We start from the raw sequence: 25,863 nt of genomic DNA on the forward strand, positions 1-25,863 counted from the left end.
TAGCGCCTGTTCGGTCAGGAGAGGGTACGGACGGGAACCACAACGCCGAGCATGCGGGGGCCATAACGCCCCTCATCGAGCCGGCCGGAAAAGTAACGAACCAGTAAAAAGCCGCCAGCGCCACCCAGCAGAGAGGCCAGAATGGTAATCCCCTCCCCCCCAGAGAGCAGCGGTGCCAACCAGAGTTGCCCCAGCAGAGCACTCGCCAGCAGGCAGAACAGCGGCAGCACATAGACCAGCGCAGCCCCGCGCAGCAGACTCTCCTGCGGGATACCGAGCCTCACTTGCTGGCCAACCCGCACCTCGGCGGTCAGCCTGACTCGCAAGCGGGGGGCTTTCAGGGGAAACGCCTTGGCCACAGTGCCGGTACCGCAGTTGGATTGCTGCTGACAACCACTGCAGGCGGAGCGACGCTCGCACTCCACCCAGGCATGGTCACCCTCAATGGCCACCACGGTCGCCAGCTCTTCACTCATCTCATTCACGGCAACACCTCGGGTTCACACAATCAGGGGATCTGACCACGACTCGCCACGCTCGGCAAGCGGGGAAGAACCCCGCATCCCCCGTTACTGCAGCGCTTCGTTGCGGGCCAGCGGCTGGACCGACTCGGCGATGCGCTTGGCGGTTTCGGCAGGCACCTCGCCGACCACGGTGATCTCGACCCCTACCTCGTTGACATAGCTCACCAGCGAGGTCGCCCCCTGGCGGATCAGCTGCTGGCGCACCGCCTGCTTGGGATCGACCCGAGAGACGTAGACCGAGAGATCCACCAGGCCATCGGAGAGCATCATGTAATCCACCGGTACACTGGTGGTCACCAGCTGGTGCCGGTCTTGCGACAGCACCTTGAAGCCATCGGGCAACCAGGTGATCTGCCAGTTCAACTGCTGTTGCGGCGCCGGATAGGCATCCTCCAGCGCCAGCGCCGAGGGCTGCTTGCTGTTGGCCAGCTTTACCAGCCATGGGGACGGTTTTTGTTGCAATTGCAGATCCACCCCCAGCATCTGCTCCACCAGATTGCCCTCCCGCTCCACCATGTCGACTCGCAGCAACAGGTGACTACGTTCGTCAATCCAGAGCACAAAGCCATATTTGTCAGCTTCCTTGGGAACCAACCTGACGACTTGAGCGACCTCGCCGGCCACCCGGCTACGGCCAGCAAGCACAGGATCATAACTCTCCAGCACCTGTGCCAACGGCATCTTCACCAGGGTCGACCAGATACCGGGAAAGCGGGCATCCTTCAGGGTGTAGGGATCATGGCTGTTTTCAAAAAAAGTGTATTCATTCTGACGCTGGAGATACTCGATCGCCTTGCCATCGAGATAGCTGAGATGGGCTACCTCCTTGCCATCGATCACGGCATGGCTGATGCGGATCGGTTCAAGACGTCCCTGACGGGCCTTGACCATGGACAATTCGAAGTTCTGTTGCTGCACGGCACTCTGCATCTGCTGCAACAAGGCCTCGGCCGACTTATCGTCGGCCGAGGCCTTGGCACTGATCAGCAGGAGAGAGGCCAGTAAAATACGGCTGTACTGGCGCACGTTGATATCCCTGACGACTCGTTATTGTTGGTTCTGCCTGTCTTGCAACAGGCGTTGTTGCAACTGGTGGTCACGCAGGAAGGCGTTGATCCGCTCCCGCTGTTCCTGCATCTGCTGTTCGGTCAGACCTTGCTGACGGGCACGGGCACCATCCTGTTGCGGATAATGGACGCTCACAGGCGCCGCGCTGCCACCGATTGGAATGGTATTGAGCACCGGATTGGCCGGAACGCCATCCTGTCCCTGATAATGCTGCACTCCGAAGATAACAGCGGCGGCCACGGAGGCGGCAATGGCGTATTGCCCCAGTTGCTGACCGACACGGCGGAACAACGGAACCACATTGGAATCTGTCTTGACAGGTGCAACGACAGGTTGCAGTACGGGAGCCGTCTCGACCGGCTTGGGTGCCAGTATGGTGGGCTCATCCTCCAGCGCAGTCATGATGCTGTCACTGAGATCCAGTTGCAGATTGACCGGCAGGTCACCCCGCATGGCATCGCCGATCAGGTGGTAACGACCCCAAGTATCTTGCAAGTCGGAGTCCATCTCCAGCTCGTTCAGTACCTCTGCGTCACTCAGCTCACCATCCATCAGGGCAGAGATTTGCTCTTTATTTGCCATAAGTTAACCCGTCTTTCCCCAGTTAATTCTCGATCAGAGGTTGCAGCTTTTTATCGATTGCTTCCCTCGCCCGGAAGATACGGGATCTGACCGTACCCACAGGGCAATCCATGATTTCGGCAATCTCTTCGTAGCTCAGCCCTTCCAGTTCGCGGAGGGTGATAGCTGTCCTCAGGTCTTCCGGCAATGCCTCTATGGCTGAAAACACGGTGCGTTTGATCTCGTCAGTCAGCGCCAGGTTTTCGGGGGTTGAGACCTCTTGCAAGGCTTCACCGCCGCCATAAGACTCCGCTTCGTCAGCCTCCACATCACTGCTGGGCGGCCTGCGCCCCTGGGAGGTGAGATAATTCTTCGCCGTGTTCACGGCAATTCGGTACAACCAGGTGTAAAAAGCACTTTCGCCACGGAATGTCGGCAATGCACGGTAGGCTTTTATAAAGGCCTCTTGCGCCACATCGGGCACATCACCGGGATTGTTGACATACCTGGCAACCAGGTTGACCACCTTATGCTGGTATTTTTTTACCAACAGGTTGAAAGCTGCTTTATCGCCGCGCTGGACCCGTTCAACCAGCTGTTCGTCCAGTAGATTCTGGTCGCTCATCAGAGCCGTAAAACCCCCATCAGGTTATCGTTTTTCTTTTCCGGCCCTTCCTAAGCGCACAAGTTCAGACAGGGAGAATCAGAGAAAGTTCGCTTCAATTGAAAAAAATGTGATGCAGGCTGCATCCTCGCCCTCGCTTGGGCTACCATGGTGCCAGTTCTTAATCCAGGCCAATGATACTTATGAAAGCAAGTGTTGAATACCTTTGCGATGTACTGATCATTGGCAGCGGTGCCGCTGGTTTGTCCCTCGCGTTGCGATTGGCAGACCACGCCAAAGTCCTGGTTCTGAGCAAGGGGCCCATCAGTGAAGGGGCCACTTTCTATGCGCAAGGAGGCATCGCTGCCGTTTTCGACGAAACCGACAGCATCGAATCCCACGTGAGCGACACGCTCAACGCGGGCGCCGGGTTGTGTGACCCGGCAGTAGTCGAGTTCACCGCTCGCCACGCCCGCGAGTCCATCCAGTGGCTCATTCAGCAAGGGGTCCCCTTCGATCAGGAGGAGAATGCCGACGGCGAGTCCCAGTACCACCTCACCCGGGAAGGGGGCCACAGCCATCGCCGCATCTTCCACGCGGCGGATGCCACCGGCAAGGCGGTGCAGCTCACCCTGATCGATCAGGTTCGTGCCCACCCCAATATCCAGCTGATGGAGCGCTTCAACGCGGTCGACCTCATCACCACCCGCAAGCTCAACCTGCCGGGCAACAAGGTATTGGGCGCCTACGTCTGGAACCGCAACGCCGAGCAGGTCGAGGTGATCCGCGCCCGTTTCGTGGCACTGGCCACCGGTGGTGCCTCCAAGGTCTACCAGTACACCTCCAACCCGGATGTGAGCTCTGGCGATGGCATCGCCATGGCATGGCGGGCCGGTTGCCGGGTGGCGAACCTGGAGTTCAACCAGTTCCACCCCACCAGCCTGTTCCACCCGGACGACCCCAACTTCCTGCTGACCGAAGCGCTGCGTGGCGAGGGGGCCTATCTGCGCCGCCCGGACGGCAGCCGCTTTATGCCGGAGTTTGACGAGCGGGCCGAGCTGGCACCGCGCGATATCGTCGCCCGCGCCATCGACCACGAGATGAAGCGACTCGGGGCGGATTGCATGTATCTGGATATCAGCCACAAACCGGCCGATTTCATCATCAAGCACTTCCCGACCATTTATGAGCGCTGCCTCGCGGTTGGCATCGACATCACCAAGGAGCCGATGCCCATCGTGCCGGCCGCCCACTACACCTGTGGCGGCGTGATGATCGACAACAACGGCCAGACCGATATCCCCGGCCTCTATGCCATCGGCGAAGTGACCTACACCGGTCTGCACGGCGCCAACCGCATGGCCTCCAACTCCCTGCTGGAATGTGTGGTCTATGCCCATCAGGCGGGGGCCGACATTCTGGCCAAGCTGCCGATGAGCGTGGAGCCGCCGCGCCTGCCGGTGTGGGACGAGAGCAAGGTGGAAGACTCCGACGAACTGGTGGTGATCCAGCACAACTGGCACGAGCTGCGGTTGATGATGTGGGACTACGTGGGGATAGTGCGTACCAACAAGCGCCTGGCCCGCGCCAAGCGCCGCATCGACCTGCTCAAGCAGGAGGTGCAGGAGTACTACGCCAACTTCCGTGTCTCCAACAACCTGCTGGAGCTGCGCAACCTGTTGCAGGTGGCCGAGCTTATCGTCAACTGCGCCCTGCAGCGCAAGGAGTCCCGCGGCCTGCACTACAACCTGGATCATCCGGATATGCTGCCGGACTCCAAACCGACCGTGCTAACTCCGGAGCGGGATTAATCCCCCTTCCTGCCAAGCGTTGCAGCTATCAGTGACCCCGCCCCGGCGGGGTCACTTGTTTTCAACCGCTTTTCAGCCACAAAAAGAGCGCCACCAGCCACATGGCAGCAGCTTATCGCGATAACTCAGCACACGGTCATCACGGGGAAAACTCCGTCAGTACCGGGACGGCAGAAAGTGGATGGCTCGTGCCAGCAGGCGGTAATGTTCGGGGGGAAGGGCATCGGAGAAGAGCCACAGTTGCCGTGGCGACACGGCTCCACTCTCTTGCTGTTCGGGACAAAGCGCTAGCCTGAGCACGCCGGGCAGAATGCGGCTTTTCTTGTCAAGCTGATAGCGACTACCTTGCCACTGTAGCCACTGGCCATCCCAGACAAGCTCGAACGGGGGCGCGGCGAGCGCCCGCCAGCTCAGCCAGAGCGCCACCAGCCAGACGGGCAGCAACAGCGCCCACTGCCAACCGGCAATCAGGCCAGCCACCGGCCAGAGCAGCAACAGAAAGAGGGCCACCAGCAAATATTGCTGATAGCGGGAGGGGTGAACCGTCATGATCACCCGCTCCACGGTATTACCCCTGGCGGTCGTGGCGCGCCTGATTGCGCTCCAGGATCATCGGGATCATGGCGGCAAATGCGGGATCGGCAGGGACACCATGACCCATGCACCATTTGAACAGATCCGGATCGTCGCTCGCCAGCAGGCGGATAAAGGTCTGCTGATCGGCTTCGCTCAGGGAGTCGAACTCGTGTTCGAAAAAGGGCATAAAGATCACATCCAGCTCGAGCATACCGCGACGGCAGGCCCACTTCAGGCGGGATTTTTCAACTGGGCTCAACATGGCACTCTCCTTACAAAGACCGGGGGATGGTACCAGCTGGATTTTCCGGCTGACAAACATTAGTTACGTCTTTACCATGCAGCTCACATACTTTCTCTCTGGAATACCATCGTGAGCCTGCAACCACCTGTTTTTCCTGCCGAGCCGACCCGCTTCTCCCTGACCAAGCTGGCCATCACCCGTATCAGCGGCCAGGATCGCGTCAAATATCTGCAAGGTCAGGTCACCTGTGATGTCAACGCCCTGCACCCGGGGCAACAGACCCCGGGTGGCCACTGTGATCCCAAGGGCAAGCTGTGGAGCAATTTCCGCCTGCTCTGCCTCGACGACAGTCTGCTGCTGCTGACCAGCCCCTCGGTACTTGAGCGTCAGCTGCCGGAGCTGAAGAAATTTGCCGTCTTCTCCAAGGTCGAGATCGCCGCCGATGAGCGTCACGCCACCGGGATCGCCGGTACGGGCAGCGATGGCTGGATCACTGCCCAGTTCGGCCTTGAGCAGAGCGGTCTGATCGACGGCGGCATGGCGGTGAAGATTGAACAGGATCGCTGGCTGCTGGTGAGCAATCAACAAGCCGACGCCCTGCCGCAAGGGGACGAGTCACTCTGGTGGGGGCTCGAGATCAAGGCGGGCCTGCCGCACATGGAGGCGGTGCATCAGGGGGAGTTCATCCCGCAGATGCTCAACCTGCAGGCACTGGACGGCATCAGCTTCAACAAGGGCTGCTACATGGGGCAGGAGACGGTGGCCCGCGCCAAGTATCGCGGCGCCAACAACCGCGCCCTGTTCCTGCTGGCGGGCACCACCGGCGAGCCAGTTGCCAGCGGCGATACCCTGGAGCTGCAACTGGGTGACAACTGGCGTCGCAGCGGCATGGTGCTCAACGCCTGGCAACAGGCCGGGCAGGTGTGGCTCACCGCCGTGCTACCAAAAGATACCGAGGCTGACGCCCAATTCCGCCTCAAGCAGGACGAAGGCTCCCGCCTCACCCTGCAACCCCTGCCTTACGCCCTGACCGAGTAAGGTCGGCTAGCGAGGCACCCGCGCCAGCAGTGCCTCCTTCAGCCAGCGCCCCGCCTGCCCCAGCGGGCGGGCGCGATGCCACTGCAGTTCCAGCGCCAGCGCGTGGCTGGCGATAAAGTCCGGCTCCAGCACCACCACTTCGCCGCGAGCCAGCGGCTGATGCAGCAGAAATTCCGGGATGGCGGACCAGCCAAGGCCCCGCTTGACCAGCTCCAGCACCCCGAGATCCCCCTCGACCCACCACACCTGAGCCGAGATGCGAAAACGCTGGCGCTCGCTCCCTTCCCGTCGGCCGGTGACCATCAGCTGGCGTGCCCCCTGCAGATCGACCTCCCGCAGCGGCTGCTTGCGGGCCAGCGGATGATCCGGTGACACCACCAGCGGCATGGTAACCTCCCCCAGCGAACGGGCGACAATCTCTCGCTGGGGATGCACCTTCTGATAGCTGATGCCGAGCTGGGCCCGGCCGGTCACCAGCATCTCGGTCACATCTTCCATCAGCGGGAAGAGCAGCTCCAGCTCCACGGTCGGGTAACGAGTGGCGAATTCCTCCAGCAGGGTGCCGAGCCAGGGGAGGTGGGAGTCATCATCGATGGCCAGAGTGAGCCGCGTCTCCACCCCGGCCGCCAGCTCCCCGGCAATGGATTGCAATCGTTCACTCTGCGCCAGCAGGATCCCCGCCTCCTGCACCATGCGGGCCCCCGCCTCCGTCAGCTGCGGATAGCGGCCGCTGCGGTCAAACAGGGTGAGCGCCAGATCGATCTCCAGATTGGCGATAGCGCTGCTCACTACCGACTGCGCCTTGCCCAGCTTGCGGGCGGCAGCGGAAAACGAGCCGGTTTCGGCGGCCGCCAGCAAGATCCTCAGTTGTTCCAGTGATGGCGTCATCTTATGGCCCTCCGGCAAGCTCTCTCATCCATCTATTTTAGCGATGGATACCAACATGAATCTATCGCTAAAGATCTATAGATTAACCAGCAATCCGTGAATAAATCTGATTGAGAGAGTGACTTATGCGTACCCGTAACGATCGCCTGCGCCATGCCATTGGCTTTGAATTTATTGGCCTGCTGATTGCCGCCCCGCTGGCCAGCTGGGTTACCGGGGTCGGGCTCAACCATATGGGCCCGCTGGCACTGTTCTTCTCGGTGCTGGCCACCGTCTGGAACTACATCTACAACATCGGGGTCGACAAGCTGCTGCTCAAATATCAGGGCCATACCCACAAAACCCTGTGGCAACGGGTGCTGCATACCTTCGGCTTTGAGGGCGGTCTGCTGATCGTCGCGCTGCCGGTCATGTCCTGGTGGCTGAGCGTCAGCCTGCTGGAGGCGCTGGTGCTGGATCTGGGCTTCGTTGTCTTCTACCTGATCTATGCCTTCGTCTACAACTGGGGCTATGACAAGGTGTTTCCCATCCCCCGCGAAGTGCCGCACGGCATGCCCCAAGAGGCGCGCTAAGGCACGAATCAGTTGGATTAAAACCGAGAAGTGAAGGTCAACAAGGGAAGGCAACAGAAGAAACGGCACGGCCCCATCATGGCAGACATGATGGGGCCGCAACAGGGATCAGCGCTGGCAGGCCGGCTGATTCAGAGGTAAGGATTCAGGCCTGCCCGTCGCTCAAGCCTGGGCTTTGAGCTCTTCGCCGCTCTCGTCGGCAGCGGCAGCCTCTTCAGGCTGCGCCTGGGCAGCCTGCAGCGCTTCCAGCTCGCTCTGATAATCGCTCAGGATCTGCTGGGCAACCGCCATATCTCCCTTGTGTTTGCGCTCGAACAGATGGTGCTGCACCACGCCGTTGAGATACTCCACCGTGATGGGCTGCTCCAGGGTGGCCATCAGCTCCTCTTTCTCCAGCTCGGCATTGATTTCATCGGCGGTCGTGCGCAGCAGCCCGGCCAATTGAACCAACATGCGGCGCTCACCTTCGCGCAGCAGGCTCAACATGCGGTTTCTCTGCTGCTCATTCTGTTGGGTCATACATTTCCTTACGTCAATTGGGAACAAGCCCGCTCATTCTGCCCTGTCCCCATGACAGCGTCTATCTCATGCCCCCCACAAATTTTTGGCGCTGGCTCACAAATGGCTACAGATGCTATTTGAAGCGGCTCTGGGGTATAGTAGCCGCTGATTTTCGGGCGCTTTTTTCACCTTCATCCGCAGACAAGGATGAGACGGCAAGGGCGCCTGCCCGGTTTACCCCAACGAGGTGAAGATCCGCTTTATGACCGACGCCATTGTGGTGCTCTGCACCTGCCCAGATCAAACCAGTGCCGACCTTCTCTGCGAACAGCTGCTGAACCAGCGACTGGCCGCCTGCATCAATCAACTGCCGGGCGTCACCTCCGTCTATCGTTGGCAAGGCAAGGTGGAGCGCGCCACCGAGATCCAGCTCATCATCAAATCCCGCCAGCCACTCTTTGCCGAGTTGCAGGCATGTATTCAAGCCCATCACCCCTATGAGGTGCCCGAGCTGCTGGCCCTGCCGGTAAGTGCCGGACTACCCGCCTATCTCGACTGGCTCAATGGGGAGACCGCATGACGTTCAACCGCTTGCTCTCTCCCCTGTTGCTGCTCTGTGCCCTGTTGACGACAGCGGCGGGCAGCGCCCCTGCCCACGCCAGCGGCGCCGATCTGCTCAGCTCGCTGGGCATTGAGGCCAATGCCAAACCCAAATTTTTGCAGGTCGATGAGGCCTTTCAGATCGAGAGCGAACAGCGTGGCGATCAGCTGCTGCTGACCCTCCATATCGCCGACGATTACTACCTCTATCGCCACAGCCTGCGCTTCAAGGGGAACAACCTCACCTTCAGCGAGCCGACCCTGCCGGAAGGCACAGAGCACGAGGATGACTTCTTCGGCAAGACCCGGGTCTACTACCAGCAGGTGAGCATCGCGGTGCCGCTAAAGGAGGTGGGGGAAAATGCCACCCTGCGGGTGCGCTATCAGGGCTGTACCGACGGCCTCTGCTATCCACCGACCGACAAACTGATCGATGTGGCTCCGCTGGTCACGGCAACCACCGCATCCGCTGCTGAAACGGCACAAAGCGTCGCACCGGTTAGCCAGCAGGATCAGCTGGCCTCCGCCCTCGGCCATCAGGGATTCTGGCTCAGCATCGTCGCCTTCTTCGCGCTGGGGCTGGGGCTCGCCTTCACCCCCTGCGTCTTCCCCATGTATCCCATTCTGACCGGCATCATCGCCGGTGCCGGCCATCGCCTTTCCACCAGTCGCGCCTTCCTGCTCTCCTTTGTCTATGTGCAGGGGATGGCGGTCACCTACACCTTGCTGGGGCTGGTAGTGGCCTCGGCAGGGCTGAAATTCCAGGCGGCGCTGCAACATCCCTATGTGCTGATCGCCCTCTCGGTGATGTTCGTGCTGCTGGCCCTCTCCATGTTCGGCCTCTACACCCTGCAACTGCCGAGCAGTTTGCAAACCCGGCTCTCCGGTCTCTCCAACCGCCAGCAGGGCGGCTCGGTAGTCGGGGTCGCCATCATGGGGATGATCTCCGGGCTGGTCTGCTCCCCCTGCACCACGGCGCCGCTCTCGGGGGCGCTGATCTACGTGGCCCAGAGCGGCGATCTCTGGCTCGGCGGGGCGGCGCTCTATGCGCTGTCACTGGGGATGGGTCTGCCGCTGCTGCTGCTCGGCACCTCGGGTGGCAAGCTGCTGCCAAAAGCGGGCGCCTGGATGGATGTGATCAAGCAGCTGTTTGGCTTTGCCCTGCTGGCAGTGCCGATCCTGCTGCTGTCACGGCTCTGGAGCGATCAGATTGCTACTCTCGCTTGGCTCGGCTGGGGGCTGCTGCTGTGCGGCTATCTCTATCACCACAACCAGCACCAGCCCCACTCGGTGGCCAGAAGTGTGCGCGGCTTCGTGCTGTTGCTGGCGATGATCAGCGCCGTGGTGGTGGGCAAGGATCTGCTGCAACCGGCCGGTCCTGCTGCCGCCACGGCGGATGCCAGTCAAACGGCGCCGCAGTTTATCCGCGTCAAGACGCTGGATGATCTCAAGGTGCAGCTGGCCGCCGCCCGCGGCAAGCCGGTGCTGCTCGACCTCTACGCCGACTGGTGCGTCGCCTGCAAGGAGTTCGAGCACAAGACCTTCAGCGACCCGGCGGTGAGGGTGCGCTTCGGCCAGATGGTGCTGCTGCAGGCGGATGTCACCGCCAACGACGATGCCGATGTGGAGCTGCTCAACAGTCTCAATGTGCTGGGGCTGCCGACCCTGATCTTCTTCGACCGCGAGGGCAAGGAGCTGACAGGGCAGCGGGTCACCGGTTTTATGGGGCCTATCCCCTTTGCCAAACATCTCGAGATGGTAAGTGATGCACACTGAGTTGCGTCGGCTGCAGACAAGCGATGCACCTGCCTTGCAGCGGCTGTTCGAGCAGGCCCCCTCCTATCAGGCGGCGGTGAGCAATGACCCTCTCTCTGCACAGGCAGGAGAAGAGGAACTTGTCGCCTGCCCACCCGGCCTGCCTCTCTCCGACAAACATCTCATCGGCCGCTGGGAGCAGGGAGAGCTCACCGCTGTCATTGATCTGCTGCGCGGCTACCCCAATCCAGACACCGCCTATCTGGGTCTGTTACTGGTGGGGGAACCCTGGCAAGGGAGTGGCCGTGGTCAGTCGCTCTATCTTCACGCCTGCACGCTGGCAAGCTCATGGGGGGCTACCCGGCTTCGCCTGTCAGTGATTGCCAGCAATGAGAGTGCTCTATCCTTCTGGCTGCGCAGAGGCTTCACCGAGTGCTATCGCCGCGAGCTTGCTGATTATCGGGCCGAGGCCATCGTGCTGGAACGTTCACTGGAACCGTGAGCCGAGGTTTGCCGCCGCGCATTCGCGTGGCACAATCGCCCCTTTCGTTTTGCACTTGTCCGGAGTTTTGATGAAAAAGTGGTTCATCCCCCTGCTAGCCCTCTGGCTTTATGGCTGCAGTGCGGGGCCCGGTGAAGAGGATATCCGCCAGCAGGTCACCGCCAAGCTACTGGCCGAGACAGACGCCAACCTGTTCGATATCAGCGACTTCACCATCCTCGGCAAGGAGGAGCGGATGGAGGGGGTCTATCTGGTCAAGGTGAGTTACCAGCTCCACTTCAAGCAGGGGCTCGATCAGTTGCAGGTATTGCACGACGAGGATCTGGTCTACGACCGGGTTGGCCCCTTCCAGCAGGAGATGGGTCTGATGGAGCTCGAGCGTAAATATGGCGAGTTCGAGGCGGGCCAGGTGCTGCCGCAAGAGGCAGAGGTGTGGATGATGAAGAGCGAACAGGGCTGGCGGCTGGCGGAACCAGCGCAATAAAAGGCAACAAGCCCCTCATGTCTCTGCAACGGCGGGGCTGCCGTTGCCAACCAGCTCAAACCTGGGTATCGACCCGATACCCTTTTCGCTCGGCAGGTTCGTTCGGCAGCTTGCTGGCCAACCCTGACAGTACCTCCTTGAGGGTGACCCCGCTCTCTGCCGCACCGCTGCTCTCCAGCAGCTTGGTCAGCTGGCTCTGCAAGGGGTTCACCGCTTCGATCTCGGCTCCTGGTTCGCTCTCTTTTCCCTGCCCGCCCTGTTGATCCAGCGTCTCCAGCAGGCGCTCCAGATCCCGCTTGAGCGGATTTTCGCTGCTGTCGGCGATGGCGAGTTTGCGCTGTTCCTGCTCTTGCCGCTGTTGTTGCTGCAATGCCAACTGTTGTTCCTGCTGCTGTTGCAGGGCGCCCATCATGGTGTTGATGAACGCTTCCAGCGAATCTCTGATTGAGATGCGGCTCCCGCTGCTATCCTCCCCTTGCGGCGACAGCCCGAGCTCATCCAGCACGGCGCCAAGATCGCGTACCATACGGCTGTCACTGCCCGTTGATGGTGAGGTCACAGCCCGCTCCTGTGCCTGCGCAGCGGGAGATCCCTGCCGTTGCGCCAGCGGGGTGAGCCCGCCTGACGCGACCACATTTATCTCCATCTTGGCCCTCCTTCACATCTTTTTCGGCCAGCGAACCCGCTCTTGTTCGCCTGGCCCGGCATCACGCTCACACCTAAAAGATAGCGCCAACCAGCAGGGATTGGCGCGAATGCATCTTTTGGTCTATCAGGCGGGATAATTGTGCCAACCCGCTATAAACAAGGGGCTGGCAAGAGTGCCTCGTTCAACCATCACTACGCAGGCTGATAATCGGAGTCAGAAGATATCCTTCATCCGGTGCCACAACATTCCCAGTGCCAGCAGCGGGGAGCGCAGCGCCGGGCCGCCGGGGAAGGTGATATGGGGCACGCTGGCAAAGAGATCGAAGCCCCGGCTCTCGCCGCGGATCGCCTCGGCCACCAGCTTGCCCGCCATATGGGTGGCATTGAGGCCGTGACCCGAATAGGCCTGGGCGTAGAGCACGTTGGGGTGTTCCTTGAGACGGCCAATCTGCGGCAGCCGGTTGGCGCCGATCCCGATCATGCCTCCCCACTGAAACTCGATGGCAGTGCCAGCGAGCTCGGGGAAGACCCGCAGCAGCTTGGGCAACATAAAGGCCTTGATATCGCGAGGATCCCGGCCGGAGTAGTTGCAGGCGCCGCCAAACAGCAGGCGGCCGTCGGCGGAGAGGCGGTAATAGTCGAGCGCCACATTCTGATCGCACACCGCCATGTTTTGCGGCAGCAATCGCTGGCGCAAACGGCGATCCAGCACTTCGGTGGCGAGGATGTAGGAACCGGCCGGCAGCACCCGCCCCCCCAGCTCCGGATTGAGGTCGTTGAGATAGGCGTTGCAGCCGATCACCAGATAGTCGGCGGTGACCCGCCCATGAGCCGTGGTCACCTCGACCTGCTTGCCGTAATCGATATGGGTCACTCTGGAGTGTTCAAACAGGGAGACCCCGAGGCTGGCGGCGGCGCGCGCCTCGCCGAGCGCCAGATTGAGGGGATGGAGATGGCCGGAGCCCATGTCGATAAGGCCGCCGATGTAGCGATCCGATCCCACCACGCTATGGATATCTTCCCGCGGTACCAGCTTGAGTTCGTGCTCATAGCCGAGGCTCGCCAGATGGTCGAGATCTTCCTCGAAGCCGGCCAGATGGCGCTGACGGGTGGCCAGATCGCAGTAACCCCAGGTGAGGTCGCAGTCGATATTGAAACGCTCAACCCGCTCGCGCACCAGCTGCACCGCCTCCAGCCCCATCAGGTCGAGTTCGCGCACCCCTTCCTCACCAATCCAGCGGGCGAACTGGCTGGTATCGTGACCGATACCGCGAATAAGCTGGCCGCCGTTGCGCCCGGAGGCGCCCCAGCCGATACGGTTGGCCTCCAGCAAGGCGACCTTGTAACCGGCATCAGCCAGATTGATGGCGGTATTGAGACCGGTAAAGCCGCCGCCGATGATGCAGACGTCAGCCTTGTGCTCCCCCTCCAGCTCGGGCCACTGTTGCGAGTCGTTGCGGGTGGCCGCGTAGTAGGAGGCGACGTGCTCCTGATATCCGTTGTGCTTTCCTGCCTGCATACTCAGCATCCTGCCTTGGTTGCAAATTGTTTAATAAAATAAGCAAAGTTGTTTCGATAATACCCAGTTCCTCCTCCACTCACCAACCGGTGCGGATCACAGAAATGCAAAAGGCGCCCCGAAGGGCGCCTTTTCATGCAATCAAGGTGCTGTAACGAATTACAGTACGTCGATGGCGTTCAGGTCGGAGAATGCTTTCTCCAGACGAGCGATCATGGAAGTCTGACCTTCACGCAGCCATACGCGCGGATCGTAGTACTTCTTGTTCGGCTTGTCGGCGCCTTCCGGGTTGCCCAGCTGGCCTTGCAGGTAAGCTTCGTTCTTCTTGTAGAAGTTCAGCAGACCTTCCCAGGTTGCCCACTGGGTGTCGGTGTCGATGTTCATCTTCACTACGCCGTAGGAGATGGACTCGCGGATCTCTTCCAGAGTGGAACCTGAACCACCGTGGAATACGAAGTCCAGAGACTTGGCTGGAACGCCAAACTTCTCAGAAACGTACTTCTGGGAAGCGTCCAGGATGGACGGGGTCAGTTTGACGTTACCCGGCTTGTATACACCGTGTACGTTGCCGAAGGAGGCAGCGATGGTGAAACGCGGGCTGATCTTGGACAGACGCTCGTAAGCGTAAGCAACATCTTCCGGCTGGGTGTACAGAGCGGACTGATCCATGTGGCTGTTGTCGACGCCGTCTTCTTCGCCACCGGTGCAACCCAGTTCCAGCTCCAGAGTCATGTTCATCTTGGCCATGCGGGTCAGGTACTCGCAGCAGATGTCGATGTTCTCTTCCAGAGACTCTTCGGACAGATCCAGCATGTGGGAGGAGAACAGCGGCTTGCCGGTTTCAGCAAAGTGCTTCTCGCCCGCTTCCAGCAGACCGTCGATCCACGGCAGCAGCTTCTTGGCAGCGTGGTCGGTGTGCAGGATTACCGGCACGCCGTAGGCTTCGGCAACAGCGTGAACGTGCTTGGCACCGGAGATGGCACCCAGGATGGCAGCTTTCTGACCTTCCAGCTTCAGACCCTTACCGGCGGTGAACACGGCACCACCGTTGGAGAACTGAACGATAACCGGCGCTTTAACCTTGGCGGCAGCTTCCAGTACGGCGTTCACGGAGTCGGTACCAACGCAGTTTACGGCCGGCAGAGCAAAGCCGTTCTCTTTAGCGATGGCGAACACTTTCTGAACGTCATCACCAGTGATCACGCCGGGTTTTACGAAGTCGAAAATTTTCTTAGACATGTTTAATCGTCCTGTCTCGTATGCCGTTAATAAAAAATGGGGGGTTCATCATGAACCGGCACAGCGGGCACATGATAAACGAAACGGGAGGCTTTTGCCCCCCGTTCCGGGTCAATTAGGCTTTGGCGCGCTGTTCCAGAATCGCAACAGCCGGCAGAACCTTGCCTTCTACGAACTCCAGGAAGGCGCCGCCGCCAGTGGAGATGTAGGAGACTTTGTCAGCGATGCCGAACTTGTCGATGGCAGCCAGGGTGTCACCACCGCCAGCGATGGAGAAGGCCGGAGAAGCAGCAATGGCTTCAGCGATAACCTTGGTGCCTTCAGCAAACTGGTCAAACTCGAATACACCAACCGGGCCGTTCCACAGGATGGTCTTGGCGTTCATGATGACGTCAGCCAGGGCCTTGGCAGAATCCGGGCCGATGTCGAAGATCATGTCGCCGTCGGTCACATCGTTAACAGACTTGATGGTAGCCGGAGTGGACTCGGAGAACTCGGCACCTACAACCACGTCGGTGGTCACAGGAATGTTGGTCTCGGCAGCCAGTTTCTTGGCGGTGTCGATCAGGTCGTGCTCGCACAGGGACTTGCCGACGTTGTGACCGGCAGCAGCGATGAAGGTGTTGGCGATGCCACCACCGACAACCAGCTGGTCAGCGATTTTGGAGAGGGATTCCAGAACGGTCAGCTTGGTGGAGACCTTGGAGCCGCCAACGATGGCAACCATCGGGCGCTCGGGCTTCAGCATGGCTTTGCCCAGGGCTTCCAGTTCACCCGCCAGCAGCGGGCCGGCACAAGCGACCGGAGCGAACTGAGCCACACCGTAGGTGGAACCTTCGGCGCGGTGAGCAGTACCGAACGCATCCATTACAAAGACATCACACAGGGCGGCGTATTTTTTGGCCAGCTCTTCGGTGTTCTTCTTCTCGCCTTTGTTGAAGCGGCAGTTTTCCAGTACAACCAGCTCACCGGCAGCGACTTCTACGCCATCCAGGTAATCCTTGGCCAGGCGAACCGGGCAGGACAGAGCGTCTTTCAGATAGTTGACAACCGGAGCCAGGGAGAATTCTTCGTTGTATTCACCCTCGGTCGGACGACCCAGGTGGGAGGTGATCATCAGCTTGGCGCCCTTTTCCAGAGCCAGCTTGATGGTCGGCAGAGTCGCAACGATACGTGCATCGGAGGTGACCTTGCCGTCTTTTACCGGTACGTTCAGGTCAGCACGGATCAGAACGCGTTTACCCGCCAGATCCAGGTCAGTCATCTTGATAACAGACATATTCAGTCCTCTATATTTTCCAGGTAATGTTAAAAACAGTAACCTTTCGCCCGGGGCAGGCTCAGCCTGCGGCCATCATGGCCCGGGTGGTATCCAGCATCCGGTTTGCGAAGCCCCATTCGTTATCGCACCACATCAACATCTTGACGAGGTTGGCATCGCTCACCCGGGTCTGGGTACCATCAATGATGCAGGAGTGTGCATCATGATTGAAGTCTACGGAGACCAGAGGTTCTTCCGTGTAATCCAGAATACCGTGTAATGTACCTCTGGATGCCCGTTGCAGGGCTTGATTTACGTCAGTAACTGTCACTTTTTTACGAACAGTAATACTGAGATCCATCGCTGTTACATTGATGGTCGGCACCCGCACCGCGATCGCCTCAAACTTGCCAGCGAAGTGGGGCAGGATACGCTCCAGCCCCTTTGCCAGCTTGGTGTCCACCGGAATGATGGACTGACTGGCAGCGCGGGTTCGGCGCAAGTCACTGTGGTAGGCATCGATGACTTGCTGATCATGCATGGCCGAATGAATTGTCGTAATAGTACCACAATTTATCTCGAATTCTCGATGCAATGTTTCAATCACCGGCACCACGCAGTTGGTGGTACAGGAGGCGTTGGAGACGATCCGCTCCGCTCCGGTGAGGGTATGATGGTTGACCCCGTAGACCACGGTGGCATCCACATCGGCATCCGCCGGGTGGGAGAAGAGCACCTTGCCCGCCCCCGCAGCCAGATGCAGCTCGGCATCGGCCCGCGAGCCAAACACCCCGGTGCAATCGAGCACCACATCCACCCCCAGCGCCCGCCACGGCAGCTTTGACGGATCCCGCTCGGCAAACAGGGAGATGAGATCCTCCCCCACCAGCATGCTGTTGCCCGCCAGTTGCACCGGATGGTGGAAGCGACCGTGACTGGTATCGTAACGGGTCAGGTGCACCATGGCCTCGGGGGCCGCCAGCTCGTTGATGGCGACGATCTTGATGGTCTTGTCGCGCCCGCTTTCATAGAGGGCTCGCAACACGTTGCGACCGATCCGCCCGTAACCATTGATGGCAATCTTGATCATCGAGAATCCGTTTCCTTTAACCAGCAACAGGGCGGCACACCGGCCACCCGGGAGCCCCGGCTACGACAGCAGGGCCTCCTTGAATTCACCGCGGGCCAGCAGTGCGGCCCCGAATACCCCGGCACTGTCACCCAGGGCAGGAGCAATAATGGGGGTTGCGAAGCGGGGATTAAAGAGGAAGGGCAAAATTGTCTGCCGTCCGGCGCTGTAAAGGCTCTGCACATTGCCCACCCCACCGCCGATGACGATCACATCCGGGTCGAGAATGTTGACCACATTGGCCAGCGCCTGACCAAACAGCAGGTGCAGCCGGTCGATGGTGAGCTTGGCCACATGATCGTGAGCCGTGGCGGCCGCGATTTGGGCGAGCGAGAGGTGGCGCTTGGCCTTCGCCTCGTACCAGGCCTCCAGCGCCGGACCGCTGATCAGGGTCTCGACGCAGCCACGCTTGCCGCAGTAGCACTCGGGGCCATCAGGGGAAAGCACGTTGTGGCCCCACTCACCGGCGATGCCGTGGTGGCCGTTGAGGATCTGGCCGTTGATGACGATACCGGAGCCGACCCCGGTGCCCATGATGATGCCGAATACAACCTTGGCATCGGGGTGGTGCTGGCGCACCGCCCCCAAATGGGTTTCTGCCAGCGCGAAGCAGTTGGCGTCGTTGGCAATCAGTACCGGCACGCCCAGCTTGCGCTCCAGATCCTCCTTGAACGGCTTGCCGTTGAGCTCGGTGGTGTTGCAGTTCTTCATCAGGCCGGTCTGCGGATCCCGCGCCCCCGGCGTGCCCATGCCGATGACAGTCGGGCGCTGGCCAATCTTCTCGGCGCACTCAGCTACCAGCTTGGCGATCTGGCCGATCATGTGCTCATAACCGCCAGCCCGCTCGGTGGGGATGCGGTGGCGCAGCAGCACCTCGTCGCCATCCAGCACCACGCATTCACACTTGGTACCGCCAAGATCGATACCCCAATCCAGTGACTTGCTGCTCATCTTGCCTCCTGCACGGCCGCCACGCTCTCGTCATCGCGGCGCCATTTTTTAATGTAAAACGGGGCCTGACGGCCCCGGATTTCAAACAAACTATTCTTCTCTCACCCCGGCCTTAGCGACCGTGGTACTGGGCGGAGAGCTCGTGTACCGCGTTGACAAACACGCCAGCGTGTTCCGGGTTCACATCCTGATGGATGCCGTGGCCGAGGTTGAATACGTGGCCATTACCGTGACCGAAACCGGCCAGAATGGAGGCGACCTCTTCACGGATGCGAGCAGGAGTGGCGTAGAGCATGGAGGGATCCATGTTGCCCTGCAGCGCTACCTTGTCACCGACCCGACGCTTGGCGTCGGCAATGTCTGTGGTCCAGTCCAGACCCAGCGCATCGCAACCGGTGGCTGCAATCTGCTCCAACCACTGACCACCGTTCTTGGTAAACAGGGTGACCGGCACGCGGCGACCGTCGTGCTCGCGGATCAGGCCATCGACAATCTTGTGCATGTACTGCAGGGAGAAGTCGCGGTAATCGCGCGGGGTGAGCACGCCGCCCCAGGTGTCGAACACCATGACAGCCTGCGCACCCGCCTTGATCTGGGCGTTGAGGTAGGCAATCACGCTGTCGGCCAGCTTGTCGAGCAGCAGGTGCAGGGTTTGCGGCTCTGCATACATCATCTGCTTGATCTTGGTGAACGCCTTGGAGCTGCCCCCCTCCACCATGTAGGTGGCCAGGGTCCATGGGCTGCCGGAGAAGCCGATCAGCGGCACTTCGCCCTTCAGCTCGCGGCGGATGGTGCGCACCGCGTTCATCACGTAGCCCAGCTCATCTTCCGGATCCGGAAGGGGCAGCGCCTGCACATCGGCCATGGAGGTGATCGGACGCTCGAAGCGCGGGCCTTCACCCTGCTCGAAGTAGAGACCGAGCCCCATGGCATCGGGCACGGTGAGGATGTCGGAGAAGAGGATGGCGGCATCGAGCGGGTAGCGGCGCAGCGGCTGCAGGGTGACTTCACAGGCCAGCTCGGCGTTGCGGCACAGGGACATGAAATCCCCCGCCTGGGCGCGAGTCGCCTTGTATTCCGGCAGATAACGGCCAGCCTGGCGCATCATCCATACCGGGGTCATATCCACGTCCTGACGCAGCAAAGCGCGCAGGTATCGATCGTTCTTCAGCTCTTTCATCCCAGTTCCTGAGTTCGTATCACGCATAAAATGGCGGCCATAATACCACTTTGCCCACCGGATCGGACTGCCCAAAACGTGGCAAATGGGCGCACGGTTGCAAAGATGTGAAGGGGCGCAAACCAGATCGCCCCGTTTTTAAAAAGAAGTGCAAAAAGGTTGGCGAAAAGATAAGCGCCTCGTTACCCCTCGCCAGCCAGTGACAACTCGATCAGCCGCCGGGCAATGGTGCCGTGAGGCGGCAAACGCGGCAGCCGGTCGGCGGCAAAGAAAGCGGCAGCGACCAGTTCGTCATCCTGCACCCGGATCTCGCCGCTCTCGTAGTCGGCGGTAAAGCCCATCATCAGGCTGTGAGGGAAGGGCCAGGGCTGGCTCGCCACATAGCGCACATTGCGCACCCGGATGCCGCTCTCCTCGAACACCTCCCGTGCCACACACTGCTCGAGGTTCTCCCCCGCCTCCACAAAGCCGGCCAGCACGGTATACATGGGATCGTCCGCCTGATAGTGACGGCGATGAGCCGCCAGCAGGATCTCCGGCCCCTTGCGCACCGCCACGATAATGCAGGGGGAGATGCGCGGATAGACGCTGTGCCCTTGCTGGCACACCTGCGCCCACTCCCCCGCCTTCGGGGTCATGGGGGCGCCGCACTCGCCGCAGAAACGGTGGGTGCGGCGGAAGGTGGCGAGCTGCCAGGCGCGGCCAGCGAGACGAAAGCCCTCTTCGTCCCCCGCCACCATCAGCTGGCGCAGAGGGCTCATAGCGCTCGTGTCAGCCTCATCACCCAGATCGAGCAGATAGCAGGGCAGCCCCTGCCACTCGTCAAAACGCTCGAAAGGGGCGTCAGCCAGCGCTGCGGGCAGGCACGCTTTACTACCCTGTGGCACCTGACCCTGCTGATCGAGCAGTACCAGATGATCGCCCCCCAGCACGAACCAGCGGGCTTGTTCAGTTAATGACATCGGATAAACACTCTCGTTAAAACAGAACCCTGACCACGGCTGGCCGAGCAAGGGGCAAACGCCGCGCGAATGGCTCCCATCTTACGACCAGCACGGGTCGCTGACGACCCCGTCGTGGCCGATTGTCCCATTCGTAAAAAACGGATGGTGCAAATAAAGAGGCCGCCCGAAGGCGGCCCGTTGTTATCCGGCATCCCGTATCCGGTTTCTATCGACGCGGATCAGGCATCGCCCATCGCCAGCAGGGAGGCGTTGCCGCCCACTGCAGTGGTGTTGATGGTGCGGGTCTTCTCGGTAACGAAGCGGCTCAGGTAGTGGGGGCCGCCCGCCTTGGGGCCGGTGCCGGAGAGCCCCTGGCCGCCGAACGGTTGCACCCCGACCATGGCGCCGATCTGGTTACGGTTGATGTAGACGTTACCCACATTGATGCGGCTTGCCAGCTCCTCGGCGTGGGATTCGTTGCGACTGTGGATCCCGAGCGTCAGGCCATAGCCGGTGCCGTTGATGTCGCTGATCACCTTGTCCAGATCCCGGGTGGCGTAGCGCACCACGTGCAGGATGGGACCGAACTGCTCCTTCACCAGCTCGCGGATGGAGCCGATCTCCAGCGCGGTCGGCTGGACGAAGTGTCCCTCCATGGTCGCGGCGGGCATCGGCGCCTGGGCAATCAGGCGAGCACGCGGGATCATGTAGGCGAGGTGAGCATCGAGACCGGCCTTGGCATCGGCATCGATCACCGGGCCGACGTCGGTGTTGTGCTCGGCCGGGTTGCCCACTTTCAGCTCCTGCATGGCGCCGGTGAGGATCTCCAGCACCCGCTCGGCAATCTCCTCCTGCAGGTAGAGCACCCGCAGGGCCGAGCAGCGCTGACCGGCGCTCTGGAAGGCGGCGCTCACCACGTCGCGCACCACCTGCTCCGGCAGGGCGGTGGAATCAACAATCATGGCGTTCTGACCACCGGTTTCAGCGATAAGCGGCAGGATGGCACCATCGCGCTGGGCCAGGGTCATGTTGATGAGCTTGGCGGTCTCGGTGGAGCCGGTGAAGCAGACGCCGCCGATACGCGGATCGGCTGTCAACTTGGCACCTACGGTGGCACCGTCACCGGGCAGCAGTTGCAGCACGTCGCCCGGAATACCGGCCTGATGGGCCAGAGTCACCGCCAGATGGGCGATAAGGCCGGTCTGCTCCGCCGGTTTGGCGATGACGGTGTTGCCGGTGGCCAGCGCCGCAGCGATTTGGCCGAGGAAAATCGCCAACGGGAAGTTCCACGGGCTGATGCAGACAAAGACGCCGCGCCCCTGCAGGAACAGCTCGTTCTGCTCGCCGGTATAACCGGGCAGCAGGGTCGCCTGCCCCATCAGGCTGCGGGCCTGCACCGCGTAGTAGCGGCAGAAATCGACCGCTTCACGCACCTCATCGATGCCATCTTGCAGCAGCTTGCCCGCCTCGCGGGTACAGAGGGAGACAAACTGCTCGCGGTTAGCTTCCAGCAGATCCGCCAGCTTCTCCAGCGCGGCAGCACGCTCGCTCACCGGGGTTTCACGCCAGCGCGGGAAGGCAGCATAGGCAGATGCCAAGGCCTGCTCCACCGCCTGCTCGTCGGCCCAGTGGATCTTGCCGACGGTGAGGCTCACATCCTGCGGGCTCAGCACGGTTCGTGCCTCGCTGCGCTTGAGGGTCTCGCCATCGACGATGGGGCCCGCCAGCCACTGCTTGCTCTCCAGCTCTTTCAAGCGGGCGAAGAAGGGGCGCTGGATGGAGAGGATGTTCATGTTGACGCCGCTGGAGTTCTTGCGGTCGCTGAAGAGGTTCACCGGCTGCGGAATGCGGTCGTTGGCAAAGCCGGAGTAGCGCTTGAGGGTGCGCAGCGGGTGCTCGGCCAGCGAGTCCACCGGGGTGTTGGGGTCCACCAGCTTGTGAACGAAGGAGGTGTTGGCCCCGTTCTCCAGCAGGCGGCGCACCAGATAGGGCAGCAAGTCCTTGTGGGCGCCGACCGGCGCGTAGATGCGGCAGTGCAGACCGGGATTGTCGCTCAGCACGGCGTTGTGCAGCTCCTCCCCCATGCCGTGCAGACGCTGGAATTCAAACTGGCGATCACCGGCCATCTCCAGAATGCTGACCACGGTATTGGCGTTGTGGGTGGCGAACTGGGGAGCGATAAAGCCGCGGGTCGGCTCGCTCAGCAGGTAGCGGGCGCAGGCGAGGTAGGATATATCGGTGCCCGCCTTGCGGGTAAAAAGCGGGTAGCCGGGCAGGCCCGCCTGCTGGGCATATTTCAGTTCGCTGTCCCAGTAGGCGCCTTTTACCAGTCGCACCGGAATGAGGTCACCCTGCTCGCGGGCCAGCGCGGTGAGCCAGCAGAGTACCGGCAGGGCGCGCTTGGAGTAGGCCTGCACCACCATGCCGAGTTTGCCCCAACCACGGTTGGCGTCGGAGCGATAGAGCTGCTCGAACAGATCGAGAGAGAGCTCGAGGCGGTCCATCTCCTCGGCATCGATGCTGATGGCCACATCCTTGTCGCGGGCTAGACGCACCAACCCCACCAGCCGCTCGCACATTTCGCCGAGCACCCGCTCGCGGTTCGCCACGTCATAGCGCGGATGGAGCGCCGAGAGCTTGATGGAGATGGAAGGGGCCGGGCCGCCGTCGCTGATGCGCTCGTTGCCGACAGCCTCGATGGCGTTACGATAATCGGTCAGATACTTGTCGGCATCCTGCATGGTCAGCGCCGATTCGCCCAGCATGTCGTAGGTGTGGGTGTAGCCCAGCTCGCGGGATTTGCGGCTCGCCTTGAGCGCCTCCTTCATGTCGCGCCCCAGCACGAACTGCTTGCCCATGATCTTCATGGCGGCATACATGGCAGAGCGCACCACCGGCTCCCCCAGCTTGTTGACCATGCGCCCCAGCAGGTTGGCCGGGTTGCCGTCCAGCTTTTTGTCGAGCTTGATGATCTTGCCGGTCAGCATCAGCCCCCAGGTAGAGGCGTTGACCAGAGTGGAATCGCTCTTGCGGAAATGGGAGGACCAGTTGGCGCCGGAGAGCTTGTCCTTGATCAGGGCATCGGCGGTCTCGGCATCGGGAATCCGCAGCAGCGCCTCGGCCAGACACATCAGGATGATCCCCTCCTGGGTATCCAGACTGTACTCCTGCAGGAAGGCGTCGATACCGTCACCGGAGCCGCTCTCCTTGCGCACCTTGGTCACCAGGGTACGGGCACGCTGGGTCACCTGCTCCAGCGAGGCGCCATCTCCCGGCAGCATGGCCGACAGTTCGGCCAGATAGGCATTTTCATCCACCACGTAGTTTTGGGTGATGGCTTCGCGCAGGGCGGCCAGATCGGAGGGGATATAGTCAGCGGCAAGCACTTGAGTAGCTTTGAACATATGGGGTCTTCCTGTACGCCCTAGGGCTGATATCGACAAAGGCGGACGCGCCGCCGAAACGCCGATAATGTATACAATGTTGCACCCTATATGAAATGAATTTGTTGCCACTCTTTAACAAAGATCGCTCATTCCCCCTATGAATTCCCTTTTGAAGCCAATACGCCAGCAAGCGTGAGGGTCATCTGACTTCATTTTGTATACGATCTGCCGCTGCTCTATCGCAAAGCAGCCACGCATTCCGCCCAATGCGCCCCAAAAAAGAAGGGCCGCCACGGCGACCCTTCTCAGCAATTCATTCAGCCAGAGGCTGTCAGTTCATCCAGCGATCGCCACGACTGCGACGACGGGGCAGCATGGGCAGCAGGATACCAAGCAGGATACCGGCCCCCACCATGGCACCACCACGGATAAACCAGTCCATCTGCATGTCGTGCTCCTGGTTGTCGTAGCTCTGGGTCAGGGCATCATTCTGCTCTTTGAGATTGCTCATCTCCTCACCCTGACTGACCAACTGGGCCTTGAGAGCGGCGATCTCCTTGCTCTGGGCAGCGATCTGGCCATCCTTTTCGGTAAAGCGTTTCTCGTTGTCACCGTTGAGATTTTGCAGGCGGGCCTTGAGCTCATCCCGCTCCTTTTCAACCTGAGGGAGCCGCTCACGCAAGCTGGGCTCACTCTGTAGTTCGCTGCTTTTTATCCACCCTTCGCGGCCACGCCCGTCCACCACCTGGGTGAATCCGGCCTCGCCGTTCACCGCCTTCACCTCCAGCGGTTCACCAGCCTTGACGCTACCGAGGATCCGGTACTGGGTACCCGGACCATTGTGGATATAGGTAAAGATGTTGTCTGAAACATAACGGGTATCGGCCAGTGCCTGTTGGGCACACAAGCAGATCAAAATCCCGAGAAGGGCGCGCATGGTCGATCGGTTCTCTTTTTCTGGTGTGGACAAGAGGTTGAATGTTAAGCCGCCAGCAGGCTAAAGGACAAGCAAAGAAAAAGCACCTCCCCCGCTCTGCCACAACCGATAGCTGGGAGCTGGCTCGCAACTTGCGCTCCCGTGCGACAACCTTACTTCTTCTTGAGCTCGCGCACCTCGCTGCGCAGGGCGCGGATCTCTCGCAGCAACTCCTCTTGCTGGTTATTGTAGTGATGACGCCACTTGTCGGTCTCGCTCTCCTTGGCAGGCTGCAAAAAGATGCTGGCCATAAAACCGCTTATGGCACCAAACAGACCGACCCCGAACAGGATCAGCAGGCTGGCGACAAAACGCCCCTCCTCGGTCTTGGGTACCAGATCGCCATAGCCCACGGTCGACAGGGTCACCAGCGTCCACCAGAAGGCGTCATAGGGGGTCTCAATCTGGCTGCCGGGCTGGCCCGACTCAATCCAGTACATGACGCCGGAGCCCAATCCCAGCAGCAGGACGAAGAGGAAGAGGATGCCGGAGAGGGTGGTCTCGTTGCGCTCGCGACGGAACATGGCCCAGAGATCCGGGTGCTCCTTGAACAGTTGATAGACCCGCCACAACTGGAGCAGTCGGGCCCAACGCAGCTGCTCCACCATCGGCAGACTACCCGGCAGATAGAACCAGTTTGCCTTGAAGTAGGCTTTGCGGTCTGGAGCACGGATCCAGCCATAAGCAAAATGCGCGAGGAAGAAGTAGCAGATCAGACTGTCCAGGTCATAGAAGAGCTGCAGGGTCTGGGGAGTCAGGGTTTCGTGGCCCCACCAGCGGGCCGTCACCAGCAGAACCGAGACAATCGACAGAAATGCCATCAGCAGATCCATCGCCCGTAGATGAGTTAAGTGATGTCGCATACATTTTCCAACTTTAAGCACAGTGCGAATTAATAAAAG

26 protein-coding genes are annotated in these 25,863 nt (G+C 60.7%); 7 read left to right on the forward strand and 19 right to left on the reverse strand.

The genetic code is table 11. The features are described 5' to 3' along the window. Window positions 1-14: 14 nt before the first annotated feature. The 4 genes from G5137_RS19260 to rpoE form a co-directional block, all read right to left on the reverse strand. On the reverse strand, window positions 15-476 hold the full coding sequence (locus G5137_RS19260; protein WP_421255833.1) for a SoxR reducing system RseC family protein: 462 nt from the start codon (window positions 474-476) through the stop codon (window positions 15-17). A gap of 93 nt (window positions 477-569) precedes the next feature. Continuing rightward, window positions 570-1,550 (reverse strand): MucB/RseB C-terminal domain-containing protein, encoded by a 981-nt coding sequence (locus G5137_RS19265; RefSeq protein ID WP_421255827.1) that lies wholly within the window; start codon window positions 1,548-1,550, stop codon window positions 570-572. Window positions 1,551-1,571: 21 nt separating this feature from the next. Continuing rightward, window positions 1,572-2,174, reverse strand: a complete 603-nt coding sequence (locus G5137_RS19270; RefSeq protein WP_421205956.1) for an RseA family anti-sigma factor — start codon at window positions 2,172-2,174, stop codon at window positions 1,572-1,574. Window positions 2,175-2,196: 22 nt separating this feature from the next. Further along, complete coding sequence (rpoE, locus tag G5137_RS19275; RefSeq protein WP_005335411.1) at window positions 2,197-2,778, reverse strand: RNA polymerase sigma factor RpoE; 582 nt, start codon at window positions 2,776-2,778, stop codon at window positions 2,197-2,199. A 182-nt stretch (window positions 2,779-2,960) separates the two neighbouring features. Here rpoE and nadB point away from each other — a divergent pair, with 182 nt between their 5' ends. Continuing rightward, the gene (nadB, locus tag G5137_RS19280) at window positions 2,961-4,568 is read left to right on the forward strand and encodes an L-aspartate oxidase (protein ID WP_005335413.1); all 1,608 of its coding nucleotides are present in this window, start codon (window positions 2,961-2,963) and stop codon (window positions 4,566-4,568) included. A gap of 156 nt (window positions 4,569-4,724) precedes the next feature. On the opposite strand, the gene G5137_RS19285 is transcribed toward nadB, so the two are convergent. Both G5137_RS19285 and G5137_RS19290 read right to left on the reverse strand, forming a co-directional pair. Next, window positions 4,725-5,117: a protein YgfX gene (locus G5137_RS19285; RefSeq protein WP_421255828.1), complete on the reverse strand. Its 393-nt coding sequence runs from the start codon at window positions 5,115-5,117 to the stop codon at window positions 4,725-4,727. Window positions 5,118-5,136: 19 nt separating this feature from the next. Further along, entirely contained in the window at window positions 5,137-5,406 is a 270-nt protein-coding gene (locus tag G5137_RS19290) for a succinate dehydrogenase assembly factor 2 (RefSeq protein ID WP_005335417.1), read from the reverse strand. A gap of 111 nt (window positions 5,407-5,517) precedes the next feature. Here G5137_RS19290 and ygfZ point away from each other — a divergent pair, with 111 nt between their 5' ends. Next, window positions 5,518-6,426, forward strand: coding sequence for a tRNA-modifying protein YgfZ (gene ygfZ / locus G5137_RS19295; protein ID WP_421255829.1), 909 nt, complete (start codon window positions 5,518-5,520; stop codon window positions 6,424-6,426). Window positions 6,427-6,432: 6 nt separating this feature from the next. Here ygfZ and G5137_RS19300 read toward each other — a convergent pair whose 3' ends face one another. Continuing rightward, window positions 6,433-7,314, reverse strand: coding sequence for a LysR family transcriptional regulator (locus G5137_RS19300; protein ID WP_058053237.1), 882 nt, complete (start codon window positions 7,312-7,314; stop codon window positions 6,433-6,435). A gap of 125 nt (window positions 7,315-7,439) precedes the next feature. Here G5137_RS19300 and G5137_RS19305 point away from each other — a divergent pair, with 125 nt between their 5' ends. After that, window positions 7,440-7,886, forward strand: a complete 447-nt coding sequence (locus G5137_RS19305) for a PACE efflux transporter (RefSeq protein WP_047436069.1) — start codon at window positions 7,440-7,442, stop codon at window positions 7,884-7,886. Window positions 7,887-8,048: 162 nt separating this feature from the next. On the opposite strand, the gene G5137_RS19310 is transcribed toward G5137_RS19305, so the two are convergent. After that, window positions 8,049-8,405, reverse strand: coding sequence for a hypothetical protein (locus G5137_RS19310; RefSeq protein WP_005362699.1), 357 nt, complete (start codon window positions 8,403-8,405; stop codon window positions 8,049-8,051). Between the two features lie 244 nt (window positions 8,406-8,649). Between G5137_RS19310 and cutA the strand changes: the two genes are divergently transcribed. The 4 genes from cutA to G5137_RS19330 all read left to right on the forward strand — a co-directional run bounded on the left by cutA (window position 8,650) and on the right by G5137_RS19330 (window position 11,728). Continuing rightward, complete coding sequence (gene cutA / locus G5137_RS19315) at window positions 8,650-8,967, forward strand: divalent-cation tolerance protein CutA (RefSeq protein ID WP_193861441.1); 318 nt, start codon at window positions 8,650-8,652, stop codon at window positions 8,965-8,967. After that, window positions 8,964-10,763: a protein-disulfide reductase DsbD gene (locus G5137_RS19320; RefSeq protein WP_421255830.1), complete on the forward strand. Its 1,800-nt coding sequence runs from the start codon at window positions 8,964-8,966 to the stop codon at window positions 10,761-10,763. The genes cutA and G5137_RS19320 overlap by 4 nt, the downstream gene beginning before the upstream one ends. Continuing rightward, on the forward strand, window positions 10,753-11,244 hold the full coding sequence (locus G5137_RS19325) for a GNAT family N-acetyltransferase (RefSeq protein ID WP_139477557.1): 492 nt from the start codon (window positions 10,753-10,755) through the stop codon (window positions 11,242-11,244). Before G5137_RS19320 ends, G5137_RS19325 begins: the two co-directional genes overlap by 11 nt. 70 nt (window positions 11,245-11,314) lie before the next feature. After that, window positions 11,315-11,728, forward strand: a complete 414-nt coding sequence (locus G5137_RS19330; protein ID WP_064341340.1) for a hypothetical protein — start codon at window positions 11,315-11,317, stop codon at window positions 11,726-11,728. A 55-nt stretch (window positions 11,729-11,783) separates the two neighbouring features. Here G5137_RS19330 and G5137_RS19335 read toward each other — a convergent pair whose 3' ends face one another. From G5137_RS19335 to G5137_RS19385, 11 genes are all read right to left on the reverse strand, one after another. Then, a complete protein-coding gene (locus G5137_RS19335; RefSeq protein ID WP_266135361.1) occupies window positions 11,784-12,374 on the reverse strand; it encodes a hypothetical protein in 591 nt (196 codons plus the stop codon). A 216-nt stretch (window positions 12,375-12,590) separates the two neighbouring features. Continuing rightward, on the reverse strand, window positions 12,591-13,895 hold the full coding sequence (locus G5137_RS19340; RefSeq protein WP_266135362.1) for an NAD(P)/FAD-dependent oxidoreductase: 1,305 nt from the start codon (window positions 13,893-13,895) through the stop codon (window positions 12,591-12,593). 159 nt (window positions 13,896-14,054) lie between these two features. Then, window positions 14,055-15,134, reverse strand: a complete 1,080-nt coding sequence (gene fbaA / locus G5137_RS19345) for a class II fructose-bisphosphate aldolase (RefSeq protein ID WP_005340963.1) — start codon at window positions 15,132-15,134, stop codon at window positions 14,055-14,057. A gap of 115 nt (window positions 15,135-15,249) precedes the next feature. Then, window positions 15,250-16,413, reverse strand: coding sequence for a phosphoglycerate kinase (locus G5137_RS19350; protein ID WP_421255831.1), 1,164 nt, complete (start codon window positions 16,411-16,413; stop codon window positions 15,250-15,252). 61 nt (window positions 16,414-16,474) lie between these two features. Then, complete coding sequence (gene epd / locus G5137_RS19355) at window positions 16,475-17,485, reverse strand: erythrose-4-phosphate dehydrogenase (RefSeq protein ID WP_005335438.1); 1,011 nt, start codon at window positions 17,483-17,485, stop codon at window positions 16,475-16,477. 60 nt (window positions 17,486-17,545) lie between these two features. Then, window positions 17,546-18,475 (reverse strand): ROK family protein, encoded by a 930-nt coding sequence (locus tag G5137_RS19360; RefSeq protein ID WP_201908573.1) that lies wholly within the window; start codon window positions 18,473-18,475, stop codon window positions 17,546-17,548. Between the two features lie 112 nt (window positions 18,476-18,587). Further along, complete coding sequence (hemE, locus tag G5137_RS19365) at window positions 18,588-19,655, reverse strand: uroporphyrinogen decarboxylase (protein WP_201908575.1); 1,068 nt, start codon at window positions 19,653-19,655, stop codon at window positions 18,588-18,590. Between the two features lie 182 nt (window positions 19,656-19,837). Continuing rightward, the gene (nudC, locus tag G5137_RS19370) at window positions 19,838-20,617 is read right to left on the reverse strand and encodes an NAD(+) diphosphatase (protein ID WP_201908576.1); all 780 of its coding nucleotides are present in this window, start codon (window positions 20,615-20,617) and stop codon (window positions 19,838-19,840) included. A gap of 221 nt (window positions 20,618-20,838) precedes the next feature. Continuing rightward, complete coding sequence (putA, locus tag G5137_RS19375; RefSeq protein WP_421205963.1) at window positions 20,839-24,003, reverse strand: bifunctional proline dehydrogenase/L-glutamate gamma-semialdehyde dehydrogenase PutA; 3,165 nt, start codon at window positions 24,001-24,003, stop codon at window positions 20,839-20,841. Between the two features lie 313 nt (window positions 24,004-24,316). Beyond that, window positions 24,317-24,922 carry a TIGR04211 family SH3 domain-containing protein gene (locus G5137_RS19380; RefSeq protein ID WP_216952951.1) on the reverse strand — a complete coding sequence of 202 codons (606 nt, stop codon included), beginning with the start codon at window positions 24,920-24,922 and terminating at the stop codon, window positions 24,317-24,319. A 152-nt stretch (window positions 24,923-25,074) separates the two neighbouring features. Further along, window positions 25,075-25,824, reverse strand: a complete 750-nt coding sequence (locus G5137_RS19385; RefSeq protein WP_421203755.1) for a potassium channel family protein — start codon at window positions 25,822-25,824, stop codon at window positions 25,075-25,077. Window positions 25,825-25,863 lie beyond the last annotated feature (39 nt).

Source organism: Aeromonas sp. 600282, from assembly GCF_049175755.1.
GTDB lineage: Bacteria > Pseudomonadota > Gammaproteobacteria > Enterobacterales > Aeromonadaceae > Aeromonas > Aeromonas veronii_A.